The organism is Paenibacillus sp. FSL F4-0125, from assembly GCF_038008565.1.
GTDB lineage: Bacteria > Bacillota > Bacilli > Paenibacillales > Paenibacillaceae > Paenibacillus_AQ.
Window position 1 is genome coordinate 2,277,433 of sequence record NZ_JBBOZJ010000001.1, and the last position, 25,023, is coordinate 2,302,455.

A 25,023-nucleotide genomic window follows, 5' to 3' on the forward strand; every position below is an offset into this window, starting at 1 on the left:
GGGGGGTTACAGTATGAAGCAGCTTCAAAAGAAAACATTGTCGGTGTTATTGTTGGGCGCACTCATCCCGGTATTATCAGGTTGCGGAAGCACTTCTTCCAACGCCAACACCAATGCCGCTGCAGCACCTGAAAAGTCTAATGCGGCTGTCACGGCGACGGAAGCACCACAAGAGACAGAAGTGAAATCAGAGCCCGTAACGATCAGTTATCTTGCAGCAGCTAGTCAATTAAACTATGGCGGCATTAAAGATCTAATCGCAAAATGGGAAGCGAAGACCGGCAATAAGGTGGATATTCAAGCGATTCAAGACGATCAATACGACAACCTTGTGAAAGCAAAATTGTCCGGTGGTGGAGATATAGATGTATTCTTCGGGTCTTATCAAAAATATGATGTGCCGAATCAATTGCTGGAAATTAGCGGAGAGGCATTTGAATCTCGTCTGAATGATATCGCACTTCAATCGTTGAAGTATACGGATGAGAAAATTTATGCTTTTCCATCATCGATGGCTTTAGGCTCTTGGGGTGCATTTTACAATAAAAAAGTATTTACAGAACTGGGATTGTCCGCACCTAAAACTACGGAAGAATTCAATAAGGTTCTCGAAGCTATTAAAGCGAGCGGAAAGACACCGATTTATTTTGCAGCTAAAGACGGATGGACCATGCTGCAGCATCGTAATGCTGTAAACGGTATTATTGGCGGCGCTGATCCTGCGGTGTGGGATAAATTAAATAAAAATGAAGTGCAGTGGAAGGATATCCCCGAATTTGTATATCAGTATAAACAGCTCGAAGAGTGGGCGAAAAAAGGGTACTTGAATAAAGATTTGTTGACGGCCACTTACGAAAAGCAACAGCAGGCAATCGTTTCGGGAGATGCTGCAATCATTTTCCAAGGGGACTTTGTAGTTCCTGAACTTTATAAGCTTGACGCTAATGCGGAAATTGCGTTCTTCCCGCTTCCTAATAAAGACGGTTCACAATCGATTGCTTTAAGCGGTGCAACTCATGTGTTCATCTCTAAGAAAAGCAAGCATCCAGAAGAAGCGAAAGATCTGCTCAGATTCCTATCAGATAAAGAACAAGCACAAGCCTATTTAGAGGTTTCTCCGGGTGTAAGTCCATACAAGGATATTGATGTGTCTAACAAGATGACGGAAGCGTTGACGGAAATTCAGAACATCGTTAATGAAGGTAAAATCTCAAAGCATGGCGATGACGCTTATATCATTCCACTCCCTTATGACGACGTTGTCGCGGCATATGCAGAGCTTCTAGTAGGTAGAATCACAGCAGATGGATTCGTTAAAAAGCATGGTGAGGTGTTCTTGAAAAACGCTAAAATCGCAAAAATTCCTGGATTTTAATATAAACGAAATGCTTTTTCTACTGAGAACAGAGAAGAGCTATACCTGCCAAGCGAGGCGGGTATAGCTCTAATAGTGGAAGGATGGAGGACTGCTACGTGCAACAGAACTATAAGAAAAAAAATTATCCGGTAATCTATTTGATTCCTATTCTTCTAATTTTCACTGTGTTTTATGTTTCTCCTGCTATATTGGGACTCCTTTATTCCTTGACGGATGCAAGTATTAAATCTTCAGGGGTTACCTTTGTCGGACTCGAAAACTATAAGCTGCTCTTTAGTGATGGAGCTGATTTTTTCTTCAGTATATGGAATCAATTCAAATTTGCGATCTTAGATGCACTTGGCAAAACAATAATCGGACTGCTGGCAGCACTTCTCTTAAACCGGAGATTTAGAGGAAATCACTTCCTTCGTGCATTGATTTATTTGCCGATTATGTTTGGCACGATTATGGTCGCCATCATCTTTAATTATATTCTCAGCTACGATGGATTCCTCAATGGCTTTTTCGCAGCTGTGGGACTTCATGGCTTGGTCAATGATTGGCTAGGAAGCTTCACGCTAGCTATGTATTCAGTGATTGCTGTCGATGTGTGGGTTGGGGCTGGTTGGTCCATGCTGCTGATTCTTGCGGCGCTGCAATCCGTGCCTAAAGAAGTAATTGAATGTTCTGATATTGACGGAGCGGGAGCATTTACTAAGTTTTTTCAAATTACACTCCCATACATTATGGGGACTTTAAATCTCAGCTTTTTATTAAGCATTATCTCAGGGCTTAAAGCCTTCGATATCATTTATGCGATGACTAGAGGAGGACCGGGTCATGCGACAGAAGTGATGTCCACCTTTCTGGTCAAATCAATGTCATCAGGCTCCATTGGATACCCTGCGGCTATTAGTGTGATTCAGTTCATCATTATTACTGTGGTGGCCATGATTATTACTTATTTTAATAATAGAAAGGAGTCGCAATGATGAGTGTGGCATCGAAGACAGGCAAGGTACTAACTTATATTGCGGCGCTACTCTTAGCTATTATTTACTTGGTTCCTTTTATCCTTATTCTATTAACTTCCATCAAGGATGAGACAGAGTCCAAAATAATGAACTTAAGTCTTCCGAAGACTTATATGTTCGAGAATTTTGCAACAGCATTTACGCAAGGACAGATCTGGCGGGGATTCCTCAATGGTATGTTTGTCTCAACTGTAGTCACGGTCTTAACCGTTCTTCTATGTTCTTACTCCGCTTTCATCATTCAAAGAAATCGAAATGCATTTACTAACTTCACTTATAAGTTTCTACTTACGGGTATGATCGCACCCTTTTCTTTTATTCCTGCGATTAAGCTGCTACAGCTACTGAACATGGGAAACAATTTTTCCGGATTAATTATGGTAGATTTGGCAGGTCAAATCGCTTTCTCCATTTTGATTTATTACAGCTTTATGCAAGGGGTTCCACGGGAGATGGATGAAGCTTCGGTGGTCGATGGTTGTGGTCCGCTGCGAATGTTCTTCCAAGTTATTTTTCCTTTATTGCTGCCGGTGGTCTCGACGAATATCGTGCTTACCTTTACCGCTATATGGAATGATTTCAGCAATGTCTTGTTCCTTGTACCTAAAACATCGATGTGGACGATGCCTATGGGCGTGTTCAATTTCCAACAGCTGTACACCTACAATTACGGACTCGTGTGTGCTTATATAACGATTGCATTGATTCCTGTGCTTATCATCTATCTTGCAGGCCAAAGATACATTATTTCGGGCATGACAACAGGAGCTGTTAAAGGTTAACCATTGCGATTAAGGGAGAGGTTACTTTGAAGAGAATAACTGTAGCATTGATTGGAGCGGGAGGACGGGGTGCTGTAGCTTATGCGCCATATGCACTGAGATATCCGGATGAGATCCAGATTGTCGCCGTTGCTGATCCTGATGTTCAGAGAAGAGAGGGCATCAAGAACTCATTTGATATTAAAGCGCAGAATGCATTTACGACCTGGGAGGATTTACTTTCTGGTGAAAAGCTCGCGGATGCTGTTCTGATCTGTACACAGGATAATATGCACTTTGAACCAACCATTAAAGCATTGGAAATGGGATACCATGTGCTTTTGGAAAAACCGATGTCTAACAACCCAGAAGAGTGTTTTATCATGGGGGAATACGCTAAAAAATACAATAGAATCTTTGCGATCTGCCATGTCTTGCGGTATAACCATTTCTTCATGACCCTAAAGGATCTGCTTGAGGATGGGGAAATCGGAAATCTGATGACGGTGCAGCATCTTGAGAATGTAGGTTATTGGCATCAGGCGCATAGCTTTGTGCGGGGAAACTGGAGAAACGCAGCGGAGTCCAGTCCAATGATTCTGCAGAAATCCTGTCATGATTTAGACATTCTTCTCTGGCTTATTGGAGAAGAATGCAGGAGGGTATCTTCATTTGGCTCGCTTAGCCATTTTACAAAGGAAAATGCACCCGCAGGAGCGCCGTTAAGATGTACAGATGGTTGTCCTGTGAGAGATGAATGCGCCTTTTATGCGCCAAGATTCTATTTAATTGATAAAGAGGATTGGCAAGGAAAGTATTTACGGGCTTATTTGACCAACGATACTAGCTATGAGGGAATTATGACAGCCTTAAGAGAGGGACCGTATGGCCGATGCGTGTATCATTGCGATAATGATGTAGTGGATCATCAGGTAGTAAATCTTGAATTTGCTAATAACGTGACAGCCTCCTTTACAATGACAGCCTTCTCGAATGATAGCGAGCGCATCATCAGATTACAGGGAACTAAGGGTGAGATTAAGGGGCATATGGAAGACAATACAATTGAGATAACGGATTTCGTGTCCGGTCGCAAAAAGCTGATTAAGTTACGTGCCTCCGATACCGGACATGGGGGAGGGGACGAGGGAATTATGAAAGATTTCATTAAGCTAGTACAAAAGGGAAGTGGACAAAACTCTCGATCTTCCGCTGTTGTGTCTGTCCAAAGTCATCTCATGGCTTTTGCCGCGGAAACGTCAAGGCTCGAAAACCGCGTCATTCAAATGCCTGAGTATATAGAATCTCTGAGGCAAAAGGTGACTGTGTAATGTGGAGGAAATTATGACTACCCTAGGACCTGATTCCAGCAATAGATTATGGTATCTACAGCCCGCGGCTAGCTGGGAAGAAGCATTACCCATTGGTAACGGCAAGCTAGGTGGAATGGTGTTTGGCGGAGTCGAATCCGAAAGAATAGATCTGAATGAAGATACACTATGGTCTGGATTCTCCAGAGATCCTAATAATTATGATGCCATCAGACATCTTGCCCGAATAAGAGAGGCAGTCACGCATGGGCGATTTAAAGAGGCAGAAGAGATTGCGGAGCGTCATATGTTAGGGTCTTGGAATGAATCGTATCTTCCTTTAGGGACCCTTCATATTCGACAGCATGGACTTCAAGCTATCGAGCAGTACGAGCGGGAACTAAACCTGAAGACCGGTATTGTATCCAGTTCGTTTTTTTCGGAAGGGATGAGTTACACTCGTGAAGCTTTCGCCAGTGCTCCAGACAAACTTATTGTCCTTAAATACACCAGCGCGGGTAGGAGAGGAAGCCTCTTGTTATCTGTGAAACTGGAAAGCTTGCTCCAGCGTAATGGTCAAATTGTACGAAGTATGGATGATTCATCAGTCGATGTGATGATACAGGGGAATTGCCCAAGTCATGTAGAACCAAACTATGTGGAGGATCATCCTAGCCCCATACTTTATGAAGAAGGCTTGGGACTTCGTTATGCAATTAGTCTGCGTATGACCGTGGATAACGGTAGTATCAATTGGAACGATAATGGAGATTTGGAGATCCGCCAAGCGGATAGTGTAATGATCCTAATATCTGCGGTAACTGATTTTTCTGAAGAAGGGTCGAATTCTTGCACTCCTGAATTGGATTTGAATGCCATAGGCTTGCTCCGATTGAATAAAGGAAGCATGATCACCTATGCGGAGCTGAAGGAACGACATCTTGCAGATATAGGCGAGCTGTTAGAACGCGTTGAGCTGAGGCTTGAAACTACAAGCACTTCTCTCCTGCCAACTGATCTCCGGCTTGAGGCTGTTAAGGACGGGGCAGAGGATCCGGCACTGGCTGCACTGTATTATCATTACGGACGATATTTGCTTATTTCGAGCTCTCGAGAAGGATCTCAGCCCGCGAACCTGCAAGGGATATGGAGTAAGGAGATCAGAGCGCCTTGGGGAAGTAATTGGACGACGAATATTAATATCCAAATGAATTACTGGCATGTGGAAACAGCTAATTTAAGCGAATGTCATAAACCCTTGCTTGCCTGGATTCGTAAGTTGTCATCTAAAGGGAAAAGAACAGCACGCATTCACTATGATTGCAGAGGTTGGGTCGCTCACCACAACGTAGATATTTGGCTGGATACATCTCCCGCAAGCGGGCAGGCTGTCTGGGCGTTATGGCCGATGGCTGGAGCATGGTTATGCAGGCATCTGTGGGAGCACTATTCTTTTAAAGAGGATAGCGTTTATCTGGAGAAGGACGCATATCCCATAATGAAAGAAGCCGCGCTATTCTACTTGGATTGGCTAGTCCCAGATGACAAATCGCCGTTTCTTGTCACTAATCCCTCTACATCACCAGAGAATAAATTTGTCACTAAAGCAGGAGATCCTTGTGCGGTAACGAAAGCATCTACGTTAGATCTTTTACTCATCCGCGAGCTATTCTCGCATTGTATCGACGCATCGGAAATTCTGAATCAGGATGCGAAATTGAGAGTGGAGCTGTTTAATGCTCTATCGAAGCTCTATCCCCTACAAATAGGAAGCGGGGGGCGCCTGCAAGAATGGGCTGAGGATTTTGAAGAATGGGAGCCTGGACATCGGCATTTGTCCCATTTATATGGCTTGTATCCTGGTGATCTACTTCAATATGATAGAGATGTCGAGTTTGTTCAAGCTTGCAGACGATCATTGGAACATCGGCTGGCTAATGGCGGCGGATATACGGGCTGGAGCTGTGCCTGGAGCATGGCATTGTGGGCAAGATTACGGAATGGAGCTGAGTTTCACAAGAGCTGGCTATCGTTACTTCGAACCTCAACCTTTCCTAATCTACTGGATGGGCATCCGTATATGGTGGATACTACCATAGACTATTCTCGCTCAATCTTTCAAATCGATGGTAATTTCGGCACCACTGCCGCTATCGGAGAGCTATTGCTGCATAGTCATGAGGACGAAATTCATCTCTTACCTGCGTTACCGCCGCAATGGCGTGAGGGAAGTGTAAGAGGATTGCGGGCAAGAAGCGGCTTCACCGTGAATATGTCGTGGAGTAATGGGAAGATAACCGAGGTTTCAATGGGGTCTGACAATGGTAGCCTATGCAGAGTACGGTCAGCGATTCCGTTGACAACAGAAGCACTAGATTCTATGTTATGCACAACACGAAATGGCTTCTATAGTTATGAATTTTTTATTCCCGCGGGTGAGGATGTATTTATGAAGGGTGTACTGTACCCATAGGGACTAAGGGGGATTTATAGTGAACATCAGAGCATTGTGTGAAGGGATTAAGCTGGATCCAGCGGCTAGACAGCAGGTTTGTGAGTTTCAGATGAAAGAGGAAGAATATCTTGTTTATAAACAGCATTTTTATTTTGACAGATTTTCTTTTTTTGAATCTGTGAAATCTTCGGAGGGCTATCGAAAGCTGCTATTATATTTATTTGTGAGATTCGCAGTAGATGCTTATGAAGAGTATCGTATTCGTAACATTGAGGATGAGATCTATTACGATACGTTCTCAGATATTCAGATTTGGTGCATGCAATGTCAGCGTGATTACGGTGAATATGGTATTGAAGAATATAATTGGCTGCAAGAGCATGTTCAGCTTCGGTTATTTCGGTTGGGAAGAATGCAATTTCAACCTTTTGCGATGGACCGGGATTTAGTCGTTGACGGTTGTAGAATCTTAACCCATCAAATCGTGCTTAATGTGCACATTCCAGCGGGAGAACCTTTATCAGTTCAAAGTGTGGAGGAGTCCTTTCAGTTAGCTAGAGCTTTTTTTAGAGGGATATCTCCAGTGTTTATTTGTCATTCATGGCTGCTTGATCCGGAATTAAGTCAGATCTTGAACCCGGAATCTAATATTCTTCAGTTTCAAAGTCAGTTTAACATTTATGAGGTCGATAAGAGTTCTAAGGAAGCAGAAGAAAGAATATTTAATAAGCTAAACGAGAGCCCTCATGATTACGAAGAAAATACCCGATTGCAACGGAATGCAAAAAACTTTCTAATTGCTGGAGGGAAGCTAGGAAGTGGTTATGGGATTAAAGTACATAAGTAAGTGTAATGATCTGGATCGAAAATAATATGCATGTGTTGAAATCAAGTTTCAGTAGGTTTTTCGTCAGCCCCCCTAGAATTTCATTCTGAGGGGGGGTTTTTGTTCATAAGGGCTGTTTTTTAACGTTTAATTCGTCGTTGATATTGAATTCTTGTATTGATCACGGTCCCTTTTCTTCTTCTAATTGTTCGGATTAATTTCAATTGAAACAGCGAAAGAGGTGAGATTCTTGTACGAATAATTTTTATTTTACGTTTATAAATGATTCGTCTATTACTTTTTCGTGTGAAGCGCCGCTTAACATAGCTGACTTTCCGTTTTCTTCGTTTTAATTTGGCTTTAAAAGCTCTCCAAGGGGTTAGATTTAGGAATTTGCGATATAGCGCCAACCCTGAGGAATCTTTATTCCAGCATTTTTCATCTCCGGCAAAATGGACAATTTTATTATTGTAGTCATGATCTACGATGGCCATGTTAAATGAATTAAACCGGATATCGAGTGGAAGATAATTTGCTCCAAAAACCGCATTCAGAACATCCTGATCCGGCATGGTGACGTCAGGGAAAGTACGCAAAAAGTTCAGCATCTCTTGGTACCAGTTCGTATTCTGGCGGATATTATTCAAACCAAATAAGATTACTCCAGAATTAAAATAAGTCTCAGGATTTAGCCCTTTGGCGCTTACTATAGGCGCTACCTCCATGATGCCCTGATCCCAGATCGCTCCTAAATATTTGTCGTTTAGCTCAACTTGCCATAGCTCATTAATGTCCATGGTTACCAATACATCACAATCCAGATAAATAATTTTTTCAGCGGGTGTGATCGAAGGAAGAAGTAAGCGGTACATGCATGCCTGTGTCCAAACATCGATGGAGTTAATATTGGCAAGCACCTGAAGCATATCCTCAGGTAAAGTGATCGAATAATAACTTATCGTATGATTATGTTTGGCGATTAACTTGTTGAACTTTCGCTTGTTATTTTCGGTTAAAGAGGCATCATGTAAAATATGAACATGAATTTGGGCACTTGTATGATGAAAAATTGAAGCTAACACAACACCGGCATGCTCGGCATATTGTCCATCCTTATCTTGAAAGGCCAAGGCGATTTCAATCATTTGATTTATCCTCTCTCTTCATAGTGTACGAATGTACCATAGTATACGTTAGCCTTGACGAGAGGATAGAGGCATTACACCTACGATATTCACCCAATTTGATTTTCATATAAAAAAACCAAGCTCTGTACATCAGAACTTGGTTTGTGAGAATACTGTCATTTTTTATTTTCGCAGCTTAATGCGATCTATGTGATGGTCGTTATTTTTAAATAGAATAAGATCTGCGCGATTTCTGGTAGGCAAAATATTGTGTATCAAATTTTCAAAATTGATTTCTTTCCATATTCTTTTCGAGATCTCGATAGATTCTTCTAGTGATAACTGCGCATACTTTTTAAAATAAGATTGCTCATCTTGGAAGGCGGTATCTCTAAGCTTAATAAAACGATCAATATACCATTTCTCTATATTATTCACATCAGCATCCACATAAATTGAAAAATCAAAGAAATCAGATACAAAATAGTTTGGCACACTTTGATTGAGCCTCAAACTAGTCTGAAGAACATTTAATCCTTCAACAATTAGGATGTCCGGGTTCTCGATCGTGATATATTCATCTGGCACAATATCATAAGTTAGATGCGAGTAGACAGGGCTTTGAACACTCGAAACACCAGACTTCACTTTAGTTAAAAATGAAATTAAACTACGTGTGTCGTAGCTTTCAGGAAATCCTTTTTTCTTCATGATTCCACGCTTTTCTAGCTCCGCATTGGGAAGTAAGAACCCGTCAGTTGTAACTAAATCTACTTTTGGATGAGATGGTAGCTGAGAGAGGAGTTTCTGAAGAAGTCTAGCGGTTGTACTCTTGCCAACAGCTACACTTCCGGCGATGCCTATGATAAAAGGACCTTTTTTTAGATCGTTATTAAGAAAGTGATTTATAGATTCTTTATATTTATGAGAGGCTTGAAGCTGCAGATTTATCAATTGGGATAGAGGAAGATAAACCTCATTTACATCCTCAATCGAAATCTTATCGTTAATACTTTGGATATCGCTAAGCTCTTCTTCTGATAATTGGATAGCGGTGAAATCGCTTAGTTTCTTCCAATCCTCACGTAAATAAAGTGTATATGCTGAATTATTCACCATTAAAGTTTCCACATCCCTGGATTTTTTAAAATATAAGAAAGTATAAGTTATGTGCCTATACTTTAAGTCTTATATTTCTCGCATAAACGCTTACCGCCCTTATAAGGACGCCGAAGGCGGTTACGCTTGGAGATTCATCTTTAGGTATTATAACCGTTCATTCGACTGGATTCCATTCATAGCAATCGACATTAGTATGGACATTCTGGAGAATTCATTCAATAAATAGGAAAATGAATTAAAATATATGATTTCAGTGTGATCAATGTTCGTGTGGGTACCAGACGTTGAAGATAAAGCTGGATTATTTAATTTGGAAATGAACAGTGAGAAAGTAGTGCACTTCTATACTTTAATTCCGCTTTATAGGGAAGAGTTAGATTATAAGGTTAAGCATGGTGAGGAAGAACTGCTTAATAGGTTAAACAAGATTGGGGTCACCGATGTTCTGAATCTTACCCGTAAAAATAGCTGTAAGAAGATGTTTGGACTTTTTTGAAAAATAAGAAAAACGGCCGAGGGCCGTTTTTTTCTTATTCTTTGATCCCAAAAGCAATCCAGCGCCCATCAACATCTTCAATAACAAATTCCTTGTTATTATAGTCTGTGTTTGCTAATGTTCGGACAATATTAACGCCAGCGGCTGCAAATTCTTTTTCCAACTGCTCTTGCTGTTTCGTTATAAAATAGGCGTCGTAACCATAGCCATACAATTCTCGATTAGGAATAACCCGTTGTCCTTGGGATTGCGTAAGGATGATCTCTGTATCATCACGATACAGGCAAATATGCGGTTCCTCCGTATCTAAATAGGGCACAGCTTGAAAACTTAAGTACTGACTGTAATAAGCAGCTGTATGCTCAATATCCAGGGTAGGGAAGATACTATGTGATTGTAAAAGCTTTTTGTCCACTTTTAAGTCCATCCTTTCTAAGAAAATAGATATCCATATATTACCTTGCGGCAAAGATTTCAACAATACGCTGAGTTATTATTCCGTAGGAGACATTCATGGTTGACACCATAGATATTGTATAATAATATACATGCATGAGCATGCATTTAATATTCTTTGCTAAAACATGGGTTCAATGTTCATAATAAATTTAGTTTTTTATAAAGAGGAGAGATATCATGAAGGACTTGTTCACCCCGTATGAAATGAAGGATTTGAAATTGAAGAACCGCGTGGTTATGCCTCCGATGTGTCAATATTCAGTGACGAACAAAGATGGGATTGCTACCGATTGGCATTATAATCATTACGTGAGTCGTGCCATTGGAGGCACAGGATTAATTATTATTGAAATGACCGATGTGGAACCAGATGGCCGAATTACTGATTTTGACCTTGGTATTTGGTCTGATGAGCAGATTCCTGCACTGGCTAGAATTGTTGATGCTTGTCATTCCTATGGAGCAAAAGTAGGGATTCAAATTGCGCATGCGGGGCGTAAAGCTGAAGATGCAGCAGTTCCTGTATCCTCATCTGCCGTTCCATTTGATGCTGACTCCAAAACACCGCGTGCCCTAACGACTGAAGAAGTGAAGGGTATGGTTGAGAAGTTCCGGTTGGGTGTGAAGCGTGCAATTCAAGCAGGATTTGATGTTATCGAGCTTCATGGTGCGCACGGCTATCTTATCCATCAGTTCCATTCACCACTAACCAATCAAAGAACAGATGAATATGGCAAGGATTTGACCTTGTTCGGTACCGAGATTATTCGTGCAGCGAAAAGTGAAATGCCTGAAGGAATGCCATTGATTATGCGTATCTCAGCTCAAGAATATGTAGATGGCGGATATGGCATTAAAGAAAGCCTGGCATTTAGTAAAGTGTATAAAGAAGCCGGCGCAGATATTTTCCATATCAGTGCGGGTGGTGAAGGCCCTATCGCTGCGGCTGGTAAGCCAGGAACACATGCGGCGTATCAAGTACCTTTGGCAAGAGAGATTAAATACGGCTTGAATGTTCCGGTGATTGCCGTTGGTAGATTGGATGAACCAGCTCTTGCTAATGCAGTGATTGGAAATGAAGAAGCAGATCTTGTTGCCGTGGGTCGTGGGATGCTAAGAAATCCATATTGGACCTTAGAGGCTGGGGTTGAGCTTCAGAAGGATCCGGGTATTCCTCGGCAGTATGCCTTTGGATTTCCTAGAATTAAAGGATAAGGAATAACGAAAATTATTTATATCATTTGGAGAGGCCGGCTTGTTGGAGAGACGGTCTTTTCTCTTTTTTGGATTAAGCTTGGCACAATGGATGTGGAGTGTAGTACTATTATATAGAAGAAAAATTTCATGAATAGTCATACGCTCGGGAGATGAATAAGATAGATGGACAAAATGAGTAACAACGACCTGATCACGAACTGGTTGACGTTAACACATATACAAATGAATGTGACGAATGAATTAGAAGTTAATTTGCAAGCGAATCATGGATTATCTTTAAAAGAATTTTATTTGCTGTTATTCCTATCAGAAGCCCCGGAGAAAAAGCTGAAATTGCAGAAGCTCGAAGCTATGGTGGGGTTAAGCCAGAGTGCGGTTTCCCGATTGGTTAGCAGGTTTGAAGCCAAGGGCTGTGGAGCGTTAGAGAGAAAAGCATGCGATGATGATCGCAGAAGTATTTATACCTCCTTGACCTCCATTGGTGAAGATAAGCTCATTCGTGCACAAGAAACCTTTAAAGACACGCTAATGACGGCATTCCCGGAAAAAGTTGTGGAACAGCTTCTAGAGCAAATGCTTCGAATGAAGCAACAATCTTGAATCAATACAAAAAATCTCTGTTTTGGTAAATGGATCACATTCTCCATTCCCATACAGAGTTTTTTTGCGTGTGCCGTAATCTATTAAAAGTGTGCCAGCATTCATTAATCCTTCTCTTGCCAGTGCCACTTAGAAAGCTGGTAATAATTATAGCTTTCATTTTCAATCGTAATTTCATCAATTAAATCGAAGTCACATTTTTGTATGACTCTATTAGAGGGTGTATTGTGTACCAGAGCAATAGCGTTTAATACATCGGTAGATGTGTGCTCAAACAAATATTTAATTAATCCCTTGGCAGCTTGTGTAGTATATCCATTGCCACGATGATCCTTAGATATGGCGTACATAATCTCTCTGTTCGGAGCGGGTAATTCATCCTTCATTCCTGTACAGCACCAACCAATAAACTCTCCTGTCTCTTTTAAAATAATGCCTAAACGAAGACGAAGCTCCCCGATGTTTCCATCCGCTGAGACTGCTTGTAGAAACTGTTGGTTTTCTTTTATTTCATAATTTATTAACCAATCTCGCCGTTGTTCTTTAGGAACATTCCAATCGGGCAGAAATTCTATGATTTCAGGCTGCATGGTAAGTGCGTGAAACTCGTCTAAATCCTCCACTATAAACTCTCGTAACAGGATATCTTTGCATTCAATTGTAAAGATATCGCCTTTTGTTGGCTCTAAACCTGCATGGTTATTCATATTCATCTCTCCTTCGTACAACCAAATTCATTTTATCATGAATCATAAGGACGATTTGGTAATCTTTGAGTATAAAAAATAGTTTTCTTTTATTTCACATAAATATTAATTGATTAATATATTAATTGATTATAAAGTGTGTTATTATGTTTCGTATAAAGGGTGAATGACCCGCGAACGGGTCGGTTTTGTTGTAGTAATTAGTAGAATAGTTAGACTTTTATGAATTCTAATACAAAAGATGACAGGTGATCTTCTATGAACAATGACAACAGTAACAAATTTATTAATGGTAATTTGATAGCGCATTATAAGTTTGATAACCCCGATCATGTGGGTCAGGATTGCTCAGGGAATGGGAATGATGGAACCGCTTTAGGGACTAAACTGCCAACTATTCAGACTGTAGCAGGTAGAAGAGCTGTTTCGTTAGCGGGTGGAGAACATGGCACATCCTATATTTCGTTGCCGGACGATCTTCTTAAAGAAGTCAGCGACCAAACGGGTATTACTGTCTCAACTTGGATGCATGTAAGTACTGGTGGGAGCTTATGGGAAAGACTGTTCGATTTCGGCAAAGGCGAGACAGGACCCTATATTTTTTTAACGAGAAATTTCCGGGGAACTTGCTTTGCAGGAGAAGATTTAGTCGCAGATCCTGGGAGATCCTTTGCAGCTGGAGAATGGGTGCATGTCGGCTTTACAGTGACAGGAACAAAAGGTGGAACACTTAGCAGTGCGGGACCTGTAATTTATGTAAATGGTGAGGTCGTTGCAGATGGAATGATCAGTCAGACTTCTAGCGGTACATATGCTAAGTTACGTGCGTGGTTTGCTACATTTGAGGACCAAGTAAATTATAGTAACAATACGATCGGCAAGTCCCAGTACGCTGCAGATGTAGATTTTGGCGGCTCTCTCTCGGACTTCCGTATATATAAAACGGGATTAACGCAGGACGAAATCATTGAGATTATGTGTGAATCTTTGACAGATGAAGAGATCGTTAAGCTTGCAAAAGATAAATACTTAACCTTTACAAGCTCGATCATCACCAAAGATATCGAATTGCCAGCTTCGCTCATGGGTGGAAAAGTTGACGTGTCCTGGGTATCTAGTGATTCTGCTATCATTTCTGATAAGGGTGCCCTGAATAAAGCCGTCCAATCTGCTCAAGGCGTAACGCTTACTGCGGTTTTGAAAAAAGGTAACAGTACAGTAGAAAAGAACTTCACTGTGTCTGTACTCCCAGAAGGTTTGCCACCTTACACCTTAACAATCGATGGAAACCATGAGATTTTGGATGTTAGCGATGTTCTATATGGCCTTTTCTATGAGGATATTAATAATGCGGCAGATGGTGGGATTTATGCAGAGCTAGTGCAGAATCGTTCCTTCGAGTCGTTTGCTTTTGACAGTTATTCGCATGTATGTGGTGTGCATGGGACTTCAACGGGTAGAAATTATACGCCTCTGCATGCTTGGTCTGGTGACACAGACAAAATGACGGTTCACAATTCAGGTGGATTAAACGATTTCTTCGGAATTGAAGATAAAGATATGAACGCCCATTATGTGACAGTGGCGGATGGCGCCACTATTAATAATAGAGGGTTTGCGGATTCCAATCAGCACTGTTCGATGTTTATTAAGAAGGATACTAAGTATAACTTCACGATTTGGGCGAAGGCCGAAGCAGCAGGTACTATCACCCTACAATTGCTCGACAAAGACGGTACAGCTATTAGTGATACTGCGGTAGTTGAGGTGAACGGTGACGGTAACTGGAAGAAATATGGTGTCGATTCTAAGCTTGTATTAACAGGATCTGAAACTGTACTTGGTCAGCTAGCTTTAACTTTTAACGGTGAAATTTCTATTGATATGGTCTCCTTAATGCCGGAAGATGTTTGGGGCGCTGGGGAAGAGGAGCGTTCTGCTACAGCTCATGCTAACTATAAAGGGAATTCGAACTATAGATTGAGAAAAGATTTAGTGAATGCACTCGTTGATCTTCATCCTACATTTTTGCGTTTCCCTGGGGGCTGTATTTCTGAAGGTTCTCACATTTGGGAGAATGTGTACGATTGGAAAGAGTCCGTCAACGATATTGAGCTTCGCAAAGAGAACTATAACGTATGGGGCTACATGATGACCATGGGTCTTGGGTATATGGAGTACTTCCAATTAGCCGAGGATTTGAATGCAACTCCACTGCCAGTTATGGCCTGTGGTGTACTCTGTCAAGCTCGTTCGGATTATGCGAATCCAGCTGGCGGTGCGTTAAGAGATTATTATGTGAAGAACTTTACGGATCTGATTGATTTTGCAATTAGCATGGATTTTGGCAATAACGAGTGGGCCGCTTTGCGTAAAAAGATGGGCCATGAAGCAGCGTTTGACCTGCGTTATTTGGGCGTGGGGAATGAAAACTGGGGTACAGAGTTTTTTGCCAACTTTGAGTATTTCAAAACAACGATTGATGAATATATGGTAAAGAACTACCCTGATCATGAACTGACCATTCTTTCTACGGTTGGAGCACAAGCAGATGATGATGCTTACCAGCAAGGCTGGAAATTCCTAAGCGGAAATCTGCAAGGCTCGGAACAGATCAGCTTTACGGACGGAACATCGAGCATTGAAGAGACGGTTACCTGGTATGAGAAGCAAAAGAACTACATGGATACGATTGCGGACGAGCATTACTATCGTTCCAACGAGTATTTGTTAGAGAATGCGGATCGCTACAATTACTATTACAGAGCCTATAATGAAGACGGCAGCTTGGACGAAGCTGAAACTTCTAAGGTTTTTGTAGGTGAATATGCTTCGACAGATAAAAACACATTGGCAGGAGCAATTGCTGAGGCGGCGATCATGTCCAGCTTCGAGAATAACTCTGATGTGATTAGACTGGCTGCAACGGCACCTTTGTTCAATAAGGTACTGACAGATGGCACTTATAGATGGACACCGGACTGCATTTGGTTTGATGATGAAACCGTTTGGTACACACCGAACTATTATGTTCAACAGCTGTACGCTAAATATCTCGGCACCATAGTGGTTGGCACATCATTTTCGACATATCGCAACGGTGAAAAGGTAGACCTTATTCCTCACGGTGGAATTGAAGTGGCTGCTGGAAAAGCATCTGTGATTGTGAAGCGAGTGAAGGTTACTTCGAATACGGATGGCAGCATTTTGTTCGAACAAGATTTTACACAGCCGCTGCATGAAGCTTGGAAAGTCATTCCTGGCTCTGCAGGATATACGATTGATCCTTCCAAAGGTTTAGTCTTGAAGGCGCAGAATAGCGGGTTGAACGGATTGTATATTCTCAATGACGCGTGGACTAATTATCGAGCTGAGGTTATTGCTGAAAAAGCTTCCGGCGAAGATGGCTTCTATGTAGGCGTAGGTCTGACAGACATCTCACCAGAAAATAAAGACGTAATCGAATATGCGATTGGGTATAATGGCGATGCTACCGGCGTGAAGGTATTCAAGCAAGGGATTGAGGCTTATACGCTCGGGGATTATTCCTCTAGTACCGCAGCCGGTAACCTAAGAGCTAGCTGCTATGAAGAGCTAACGGATCATACGGAATATAGCATCACTGTTAATTATGGTGGAGCAGATGGTAAGCATTTGATTTGCTCTTATACAGATGGCAAGACGACAAGTAAGGTACTTGATTATAAGCTCGAAGCGTACAACAGAGAAGTATACAATTCCGTTACTAAAGATGATAAGCATCTCTACGTGAAGCTTGTGAATGCGGATCGGGTAGAGAAAGCAACGAAGCTTAATCTGAAAGGCTTAAACGTAGCTACTACCGGTAAATGGATTACTTTAACCGGCGATGCTTCGCTGGTTCACACACCTAATGTAAACAGAAAGAATGATGAGAAGGTCATTCCATTTGAAACGGAAATTGTAGTTGATAAAGACACTGCAATTGTAAATTTAGCTGCCCATTCCGTAAATGTGATTGTTCTGGATCTAGTTTAATAGAAAAGATAGCATTCAGCGCGCGCCGATAATACTTCGGCGCGTGTTGTTGTTTAGGAAGGCTTGTAATCGGTTGATGTTTATATAGGGAGAACTGTCCACTTCTTGATGAATCTCTGAATCTAACATACACTGGTGAAAGCACAATCACCTGAATAACTCTCCATCCTGCGATCCTCCCAGAATATTTTTCACCACACTAATGCTTTCATTTCACGAGAATATAGTTCATATCTTGCCCCTATAGGAGGATGATACAATGATGAAATCATTCAAAACGGACTGGAAAGCAAATCTAAAAAATCCGCAGACGATTATGGCTTTGTTTACTTATCGTTATGGAAATTGGGTGTATTATCGGGTGAAAAGTGGCCTGATCCGCAAACCTTTGTGGCTCCTATACCGGATTATGGATGTGCTGTTTGTCCGAATTGTTGCCAATGGAGAGCTTCATGCAGAGGCTCAAATTGGTGACGCGCTTCATTTACCGCATGGGTTAAATGGCATTATTATTAGTCCTAAAGCGGTGATCGGCAACAACGCTACTATTTTTCACCAAGTGACCATTGGGGGGAGAAATAACTTAGGGGAGCCAGTGATTGGCGATAGAGCATTTATCGGAGTAGGTTCTAAGATTCTAGGTCCGATTACACTGGGGAACGATGTTAATATCGGAGCCATGTCTGTTGTGGTTAAGGATGTACCGGATAATGCTTCGGCAGTAGGGATTCCTGCTAGAAATATTTTGCGAAATGAACCTAAACCTGAGAATACAAGATAACTACGAGATGTTCTAGTACATAGGGTATCGCTTTATTTTAAAAAGTTACAGGGTATAATTAAAGCATCCAAGAAATCTTGTAATAACCTTCTAGAGATCGGAGTAATGAAATGAAATATAGCAATTTAGAAGAGTGTGTTAATGATTTAGAGAAACATGGACATTTAGTTCGGATTCGTGAAGAAGTGGACCCTTATCTGGAGATGGCCGCGATTCACTTGAAGGTTTATGAAGCCGGTGGCCCTGCATTATTATTTGAAAATGTAAAAGGCTCGAAATTTCGTGCCGTATCTAACCTCTTTGGAACGATTGAGCGTAGTAAGTTTATCTTTCGGCGTACTTGGAACTCCACACATAACGTAATTGCACTTCGTAACGATCCTATGAAAGCACTTAAGAATCCTTTTAAATATGTAGGGACAGGATTATCCGCGAGAAAAGCATTGCCTATCAAAAAGCCAGGCGGTCTGCCAAGTGGTTTTGAGGAAATTAACATTTCTGATCTTCCGCTGATCACACATTGGCCGGAGGATGGCGGCGCTTTTGTTACCTTGCCGCAAGTGTATTCCGAAGATCCGGACAAGCCGGGCATTATGAATTCCAATCTGGGGATGTACCGTGTTCAATTGAATGGTAATGATTATGAACTCAATAAAGAGGTTGGCATTCATTATCAAATTCACCGCGGTATCGGCGTGCATCAAGAAAGAGCCAATCGAAAAGGTGAACCGCTTAAAGTGAGCTGCTTTATCGGCGGACCTCCAGCGCACACGTTATCTGCTGTAATGCCTTTGCCCGAGGGAATGAGTGAGATGATCGTGGCAGGCTTACTTTCGGGACGTCATTTTAGCTATAGCTATGTAGATGGATATTGTATAAGTAATGATGCGGATTTTGTGATCACAGGGGAAATTCATCCGGGTGAGACGAAGCCGGAAGGACCTTTTGGCGATCATTTAGGCTATTACAGCTTGGTTCACCCTTTCCCAGTCATGAGAGTACATAAAGTGTACGCTAAAAAGAATGCCATTTTCCCCTTTACGGTTGTCGGTAGACCGCCACAAGAGGATACTGCATTTGGTGAGTTAATCCATGAACTAACAGGTGGGGCTATCCGCCAAGAAATCCCGGGCGTTAAAGAAGTTCACGCAGTCGATGCTGCGGGCGTTCATCCCCTTTTATTTGCGATTGGCAGTGAACGTTATACACCTTATCAACAAGTGAAGCAGCCAGCGGAGATTCTTACGATCGCGAATCGGATTCTGGGTACTGGCCAGCTTAGTTTAGCTAAATTCTTGTTTATTACAGCCGAAGAGAAACAACCTATCAGCACACATGATGTTGAGGATTTCTTGAAGTATATCCTAGAGCGCATTAATCTTCGTAGAGATATTCATTTCTATACGAATACAACGATTGATACCCTTGATTATTCCGGTACAGGACTAAACAGCGGAAGTAAGGTGATTTTCGCTGCGGTTGGGGAGAAGAAAAGAGAGCTATGTACAGCGGTTCCTGACATACTTGAACAACTACAGGGATTTGGACCTGCAAAGATGGTGATGCCGGGTCTCGTGGCGCTTCAAGGCTCTAAATTCACCACTTACGCTGAAGCAGCACAGGAAATGAACAAGCTTAGCGAAGCGATTCAAGAACATGGAGCACTCCCATCTTGTCCGATGATTATTGTGTGTGATGATAGCGAGTTCTTAAGTGAAAGAATTGAGAATTTCTTGTGGGCGACGTTCACACGCAGTAATCCTTCTCATGATATTTATGGGGTGAACAGTTCAACGGAGTATAAGCATTGGTCATGTGATAACGTGATTATTGATGCGCGTGTAAAACCTCATCAAGCGCCACCGTTAATTCCTGATCCAGCGGTTCAAAAGCATATTGAACGATTGTTTGCACCTGGCGGCAGCTTAAGCGACAGGGTCTAATCAAAAAAGCGCATCATCCTTCTTGGGAAACCAAGGAGGTTTTTTGCTGTTTAGGAAATGATTTTGCTCATAAAAAAATAAAGAATACATAGGTATTATGGGGTGTGTGGAATATATTTACTATTATTATTGAGGAAGTGTTGTTGTAGTGGAAATTATGGAAACTGAACGTTTATGGATTAGAAGGTTTTCGGCGGAGGATTGGAAAGACCTTTATGATTATTTATCCCAAGAAAATGTGGTGAAATATGAACCTTATTCTGTATTTAATGCAGATCAAGCTCGTACGGAGGCCCTTAGGCGTTCTTCGGACGCTGCCTTTTGGGCAGTTTGTCTCAAATCCAATACAAAACTGATAGGAAATATATATTTCCGGGAGAGTGAGCCAAAAGCTTTTGGGACATGGGAACTTGGTTATGTTTTCAACCCTGAATTTCAGGGAAGCGGATATGCTACAGAGGCTTGCAAGCAATTATTGAGCTATGGCTTTGAGCATCTCAATGTGAGGCGAGTGATTGCGAAATGTAATCCGGAAAATATGCAATCATGGAAACTTCTCGAACGATTAAAGCTGCGGCGGGAAGGTCATTTTATGCAGACAGGTTATTTTAAATATGATAGTAATGGAGATCCAATCTGGCATGACACGTTCTCGTATGGCTTGCTTAGAAGTGAATGGTTAAATAGAGTGGAATAATATTTCGTAGATCAGTTGAAATCTTAGGAAAGATCAAAGTTAAGTGTATATATGTCATGGACTTCTGCCAAGAGGCTTCTTTATACTTTAAAGGGACAAACTGTGCAAGGGCGATGTTTTAAGGACTACAAGCTCCTCTTTAGAGGGAGAATGTCCAGTCACCCGGCAGATGAATTGAAAGCGGTTAAACTCATTCTGTTCTATGCAGAAGGATCATCATAGAAGGTAAGGTAGTTATGCATGATCTTTCGTTGTCCATGCAAGTGTTATGCTTACTTAGACAGATAAAACCAATAAATGATAAGGGTGGGAGTAGGATGCTAAAAAAACAGGGCTTTAATCCATACCTTCCGTCTTGGGAATATCTCCCTGACGGTGAGCCATATGTTTTCGAAGGAAGAGTTTATGTGTATGGATCGCATGACCGTTTTAACGGGCATGCTTTTTGCTTAAATGACTATGTCTGCTGGTCTGCGCCAGAGGATAATCTGGGGGATTGGCAGTATGAGGGTTTAATCTATCAATCAACAGATGACCCACTTAACCCAGATGGAAGCATGTGTCTATACGCTCCCGATGTCAGCATTGGACCCGACGGGAGATACTATCTTTATTATGTACTTGACAAGGTTCCCGTAGTATCGGTGGCAGTTTGCGATAAGCCAAGCGGCAAGTATGAATTCTACGGTTACGTTAAATATGCCGATGGAACACGCCTTGGGGAAAGAGAAGGAGATGAACCGCAGTTTGACCCAGCCGTGCTGACCGAAGGAGAGAACACTTACCTGTATACCGGATTCTGTGCTTTCGGGGATGAATCCAGACACGGTGCAATGGCAATGGTGCTGGGCCCGGATATGCTCACGATTATCGAAGAGCCTGTATTTGTTGCACCGAGTCAGCCTTACAGCAAAGGAAGCGGATTCGAAGGCTATGAGTTCTTTGAGGCCCCTTCCATCCGCAAAAGAGGAGATACCTACTATCTTATCTATTCCTCTATTTCTATGCATGAGCTATGCTATGCGACCAGTAAGCATCCAACCCAAGGCTTTAAGTACCAGGGGGTCATCGTAAGTAATTGCGATCTTCATATTGATACATACAAGCCGGCGGACCAGCCCATGTATTATGGCGGCAATAATCATGGCAGCATTGTGGAGATCAATGGGGACTGGTACATTTTTTATCACCGGCACACCAATGGAACGGCATTTTGCCGGCAGGGCTGTACCGAGAGAATTGATTTCCTCGAGGATGGTACGATTCCCCAGGTGGAGATTACATCCTGCGGTTCGAACGGAGGACCACTCATGGGACGGGGGGAATATCCGGCATACCTGGCTTGTCATTTGTTCTGCAAAGATCAGGAGATGTATACGGGAGGCTTCGGTCGTATTGGAGCATGGATGGACAGCCGGTTTCCGAAGATTACCCAGGACGGCAGAGATGGTGACGAAGAAATCGGTTATATTGCCAATTTGACGGATTCGGCTACCGCCGGGTTTAAATATTTTTCATGCGAGGGAGTCACCAAAGTCAAAATCAAAGTGCGCGGATATTGCCAGGGAGCGTTTGAAGTCAAAACGTCGTGGGACGGACCGGCACTCGGACGTATACCGGTAGACTTTACAAATGTATGGAAGGAATACTCAACTGATGTGGCTATACCTAATGGTGTACAAGCACTGTATTTTACGTATATCGGTAATGGTGCTGCCAATATGGCCTCATTTACTTTGGAATAACATACGGCCTATTTGGAATGTTGATTTCATAGTAGAAGATTAAAGGAGTATACCAATTATGATAGATACTGGATACAGTCAGCGATTGTGGTACAGCCAACCTGCAGGAGAGTGGAACGAGGCTTTACCGATAGGTAACGGGCGGCTCGGTGCCATGTTTTTTGGAGGTACGGCCAAAGAAAAATTGCAGCTAAATGAGGATTCCGTATGGTATGGCGGCCCGCGTAACCGCAATAACGAGGACGCTCTGCCTCATTTGCCCGAGATTCGCAAACTGATTATGGCGGGAAGGTTGGGGGAGGCTGAGGAATTGGCAGCGATGTCGATGGCAGGGCTGCCAGAAGCCCAGCGGCACTATTTGCCGCTGGGTGAATTGCTTCTATCCTTTGGCAACCACGGGCAGACTGCGGAAGACTACACGAGAGAGCTGGATTTGGAACAAGGTGTTGCCCGAATCAAGTACCGAATCGGAGAAGTGAACTATACTCGGGAAATGTTCGCTAGCTTTCCGGATCAGGCCATTGTCATACGTATTGCCACTGACAATAAGGATGGAATGTCCTTAAAGGCGAGATTCACTCGCCATAACTGGAGATATCTGGAGAAAACTAAAAAATGGAAAAATAGCGGTCTTATTATGAGTGGTGATTGCGGCGGAAAAGGGGGCAGCTCTTTTGCCGCTGTCCTGAAGGCAGTCACAGAAGACGGTCTCTGCCGTACCGTTGGGGAGTATTTGCTTGTGGATGGGGCGAGCTCGGTTACAATGCTACTTGCTGCAGGAACTACGTTTCGCCATTCCGATCCGGACCTTTACGCTAAAAGACGGCTGCAAGAACTGAGCCAGGTTCCTTATGAAGAGCTGCTAGCCCGCCATACCGCAGATTACCGCAGCTTGTATGGACGAGTTAAGTTGAAGCTGCCAGAGAATCTGCCTCAGGCTGGATTACCGACCGACAAGCGGCTGAAGCGATTTCAGAAGGGGGAGGAGGACAATGGTCTAATAGTGACCTATTTCCAGTACGGTCGCTATCTCCTAATTTCCTCCAGTCGTCAAGGCTCATTACCCGCAAATCTGCAGGGGATCTGGAATGACAGCTTTACTCCGGCATGGGACAGCAAGTTCACGATCAATATCAATACGCAAATGAATTATTGGCCTGCAGAAATCTGCAACCTGGCTGAATGTCATGAGCCTTTGTTCGATCTGGTAGAGCGGATGAGGGAACCGGGGAGGGTTACGGCCAGGGTCATGTATGGTTGCCAGGGATTCACGGCGCATCACAATACGGATATCTGGGCAGACACGGCGCCGCAGGATACCTATTTGCCGGCGTCTTTTTGGCCGCTGGGTGCCGCCTGGCTGTGCCTGCATTTATGGGAGCATTATCGCTTCAATCAGGACCGCTATTTCCTGGCGCAGGCGTACGAGACAATGAAGGAGGCTGCACAGTTTCTGCTTGATTATTTAATAGAAGATGCCGAAGGCCGACTGATTACGTGCCCTTCCGTCTCTCCTGAGAATACCTACAAGTTGCCTAACGGTGAGTCTGGAGTGCTCTGCGTTGGGGCTTCAATGGATTTTCAAATTATAGAAGCACTGTTTGGCGCATGCATCCGCAGTGCGGAAATTATCGGCGTGGACGAGGCGTTCCGCGAAGAATTAACTGAAGCTCTGGAAAGGCTTCCCGAACCACAAATCGGAAAGTATGGCCAGATTCAGGAGTGGATGGAGGATTATGAAGAGGTGGAGCCGGGACATCGCCACATCTCTCATCTTTTTGCGCTTTATCCCGGCGACGCCTTCAGCTCGGAGAATACGCCGGAATTGGCTGAAGCTGCTCGAACAACACTGGAACGCAGGTTAGCGAACGGTGGTGGCCACACTGGCTGGAGCCGGGCTTGGATTATTAACTTTTGGGCCAGATTAAAGGATCGGGACAAGGCCTATGCCAACGTCCGGGCTCTTTTGCAACATTCTACGCTTCCTAACCTGCTTGACAATCATCCTCCGTTTCAGATTGACGGCAATTTTGGGGGAACGGCAGGCATTGCCGAGATGCTGCTGCAAAGTCATACCGAAGAAATCAAGCTGTTACCTGCATTACCACAAAGCTGGAGTGAGGGAAGCATTAAGGGTCTGCGGGCAAGGGGAGGATATATCCTCGATTTTGCCTGGAAGGAGGGGCTAGTTACTGAAGCGGTTGTGACTTGTACAGTTTCTGGACCTTGCCGTATAGATGCTCCCGGGCTTGCTCCCGTTTCGTTCACAGGACAAGCCGGGTGTTCCTATACATTCATGTCAAAGGGATAAATAGGATGTAAACACTAAGACTGATCAAATGACATTACAATTGAATCAAGCAAT

At 42.8% G+C, this 25,023-nt stretch carries 19 protein-coding genes; 15 read left to right on the forward strand and 4 right to left on the reverse strand.

Features of this window, described 5'->3' with window-relative positions; all coding sequences use genetic code 11:
- Positions 1 to 13 precede the first annotated feature (13 nt).
- The 6 genes from NST74_RS09680 to NST74_RS09705 all read left to right on the forward strand — a co-directional run bounded on the left by NST74_RS09680 (position 14) and on the right by NST74_RS09705 (position 7,767).
- A complete protein-coding gene (locus NST74_RS09680) occupies positions 14 to 1,375 on the forward strand; it encodes an ABC transporter substrate-binding protein (RefSeq protein ID WP_341111725.1) in 1,362 nt (453 codons plus the stop codon).
- 98 nt (positions 1,376 to 1,473) lie between these two features.
- Entirely contained in the window at positions 1,474 to 2,352 is an 879-nt protein-coding gene (locus tag NST74_RS09685) for a carbohydrate ABC transporter permease (RefSeq protein WP_341111726.1), read from the forward strand.
- Complete coding sequence (locus NST74_RS09690; RefSeq protein WP_081954048.1) at positions 2,349 to 3,176, forward strand: ABC transporter permease subunit; 828 nt, start codon at positions 2,349 to 2,351, stop codon at positions 3,174 to 3,176. The genes NST74_RS09685 and NST74_RS09690 overlap by 4 nt, the downstream gene beginning before the upstream one ends.
- Positions 3,177 to 3,202: 26 nt before the next feature.
- Positions 3,203 to 4,486: a Gfo/Idh/MocA family protein gene (locus NST74_RS09695; protein ID WP_341111727.1), complete on the forward strand. Its 1,284-nt coding sequence runs from the start codon at positions 3,203 to 3,205 to the stop codon at positions 4,484 to 4,486.
- 13 nt (positions 4,487 to 4,499) lie between these two features.
- A complete protein-coding gene (locus NST74_RS09700) occupies positions 4,500 to 6,938 on the forward strand; it encodes a glycoside hydrolase family 95 protein (RefSeq protein ID WP_341111729.1) in 2,439 nt (812 codons plus the stop codon).
- 19 nt (positions 6,939 to 6,957) lie between these two features.
- On the forward strand, positions 6,958 to 7,767 hold the full coding sequence (locus NST74_RS09705) for an acyltransferase domain-containing protein (RefSeq protein WP_341111731.1): 810 nt from the start codon (positions 6,958 to 6,960) through the stop codon (positions 7,765 to 7,767).
- Between the two features lie 119 nt (positions 7,768 to 7,886).
- Here the strand turns inward: NST74_RS09705 and NST74_RS09710 are convergent, their stop codons facing one another.
- Both NST74_RS09710 and coaA read right to left on the reverse strand, forming a co-directional pair.
- Positions 7,887 to 8,891 carry a glycosyltransferase family 8 protein gene (locus tag NST74_RS09710; RefSeq protein WP_341111732.1) on the reverse strand — a complete coding sequence of 335 codons (1,005 nt, stop codon included), beginning with the start codon at positions 8,889 to 8,891 and terminating at the stop codon, positions 7,887 to 7,889.
- A gap of 165 nt (positions 8,892 to 9,056) precedes the next feature.
- Complete coding sequence (gene coaA / locus NST74_RS09715; protein ID WP_341111733.1) at positions 9,057 to 9,992, reverse strand: type I pantothenate kinase; 936 nt, start codon at positions 9,990 to 9,992, stop codon at positions 9,057 to 9,059.
- Between the two features lie 265 nt (positions 9,993 to 10,257).
- Here coaA and NST74_RS09720 point away from each other — a divergent pair, with 265 nt between their 5' ends.
- The gene (locus NST74_RS09720) at positions 10,258 to 10,491 is read left to right on the forward strand and encodes a suppressor of fused domain protein (protein ID WP_341111734.1); all 234 of its coding nucleotides are present in this window, start codon (positions 10,258 to 10,260) and stop codon (positions 10,489 to 10,491) included.
- Positions 10,492 to 10,525: 34 nt separating this feature from the next.
- Here NST74_RS09720 and NST74_RS09725 read toward each other — a convergent pair whose 3' ends face one another.
- Positions 10,526 to 10,918 carry a VOC family protein gene (locus tag NST74_RS09725; RefSeq protein WP_341111735.1) on the reverse strand — a complete coding sequence of 131 codons (393 nt, stop codon included), beginning with the start codon at positions 10,916 to 10,918 and terminating at the stop codon, positions 10,526 to 10,528.
- Positions 10,919 to 11,127: 209 nt separating this feature from the next.
- On the opposite strand from NST74_RS09725, the gene NST74_RS09730 reads away from it, so the two are divergent.
- Positions 11,128 to 12,165 carry an NADH:flavin oxidoreductase/NADH oxidase gene (locus tag NST74_RS09730; RefSeq protein ID WP_341111738.1) on the forward strand — a complete coding sequence of 346 codons (1,038 nt, stop codon included), beginning with the start codon at positions 11,128 to 11,130 and terminating at the stop codon, positions 12,163 to 12,165.
- Positions 12,166 to 12,330: 165 nt separating this feature from the next.
- Positions 12,331 to 12,768, forward strand: a complete 438-nt coding sequence (locus tag NST74_RS09735) for a MarR family winged helix-turn-helix transcriptional regulator (protein ID WP_341111739.1) — start codon at positions 12,331 to 12,333, stop codon at positions 12,766 to 12,768.
- Positions 12,769 to 12,872: 104 nt separating this feature from the next.
- Here NST74_RS09735 and NST74_RS09740 read toward each other — a convergent pair whose 3' ends face one another.
- Positions 12,873 to 13,475, reverse strand: a complete 603-nt coding sequence (locus tag NST74_RS09740) for a GNAT family N-acetyltransferase (protein ID WP_341111740.1) — start codon at positions 13,473 to 13,475, stop codon at positions 12,873 to 12,875.
- A gap of 258 nt (positions 13,476 to 13,733) precedes the next feature.
- Here NST74_RS09740 and NST74_RS09745 point away from each other — a divergent pair, with 258 nt between their 5' ends.
- The 6 genes from NST74_RS09745 (at position 13,734) to NST74_RS09770 (ending at position 24,969) form a co-directional block, all read left to right on the forward strand.
- A complete protein-coding gene (locus NST74_RS09745) occupies positions 13,734 to 17,492 on the forward strand; it encodes an alpha-L-arabinofuranosidase C-terminal domain-containing protein (RefSeq protein WP_341111741.1) in 3,759 nt (1,252 codons plus the stop codon).
- 259 nt (positions 17,493 to 17,751) lie between these two features.
- Complete coding sequence (locus NST74_RS09750) at positions 17,752 to 18,273, forward strand: serine O-acetyltransferase (RefSeq protein WP_341111742.1); 522 nt, start codon at positions 17,752 to 17,754, stop codon at positions 18,271 to 18,273.
- Between the two features lie 110 nt (positions 18,274 to 18,383).
- Positions 18,384 to 20,216, forward strand: a complete 1,833-nt coding sequence (locus tag NST74_RS09755) for a UbiD family decarboxylase (protein WP_341111743.1) — start codon at positions 18,384 to 18,386, stop codon at positions 20,214 to 20,216.
- A 157-nt stretch (positions 20,217 to 20,373) separates the two neighbouring features.
- A complete protein-coding gene (locus NST74_RS09760; protein WP_341111744.1) occupies positions 20,374 to 20,913 on the forward strand; it encodes a GNAT family N-acetyltransferase in 540 nt (179 codons plus the stop codon).
- A gap of 317 nt (positions 20,914 to 21,230) precedes the next feature.
- Complete coding sequence (locus NST74_RS09765; RefSeq protein WP_341111745.1) at positions 21,231 to 22,658, forward strand: family 43 glycosylhydrolase; 1,428 nt, start codon at positions 21,231 to 21,233, stop codon at positions 22,656 to 22,658.
- Between the two features lie 58 nt (positions 22,659 to 22,716).
- Positions 22,717 to 24,969, forward strand: coding sequence for a glycoside hydrolase family 95 protein (locus NST74_RS09770; protein WP_341111748.1), 2,253 nt, complete (start codon positions 22,717 to 22,719; stop codon positions 24,967 to 24,969).
- The last annotated feature ends 54 nt before the right edge of the window (positions 24,970 to 25,023 follow it).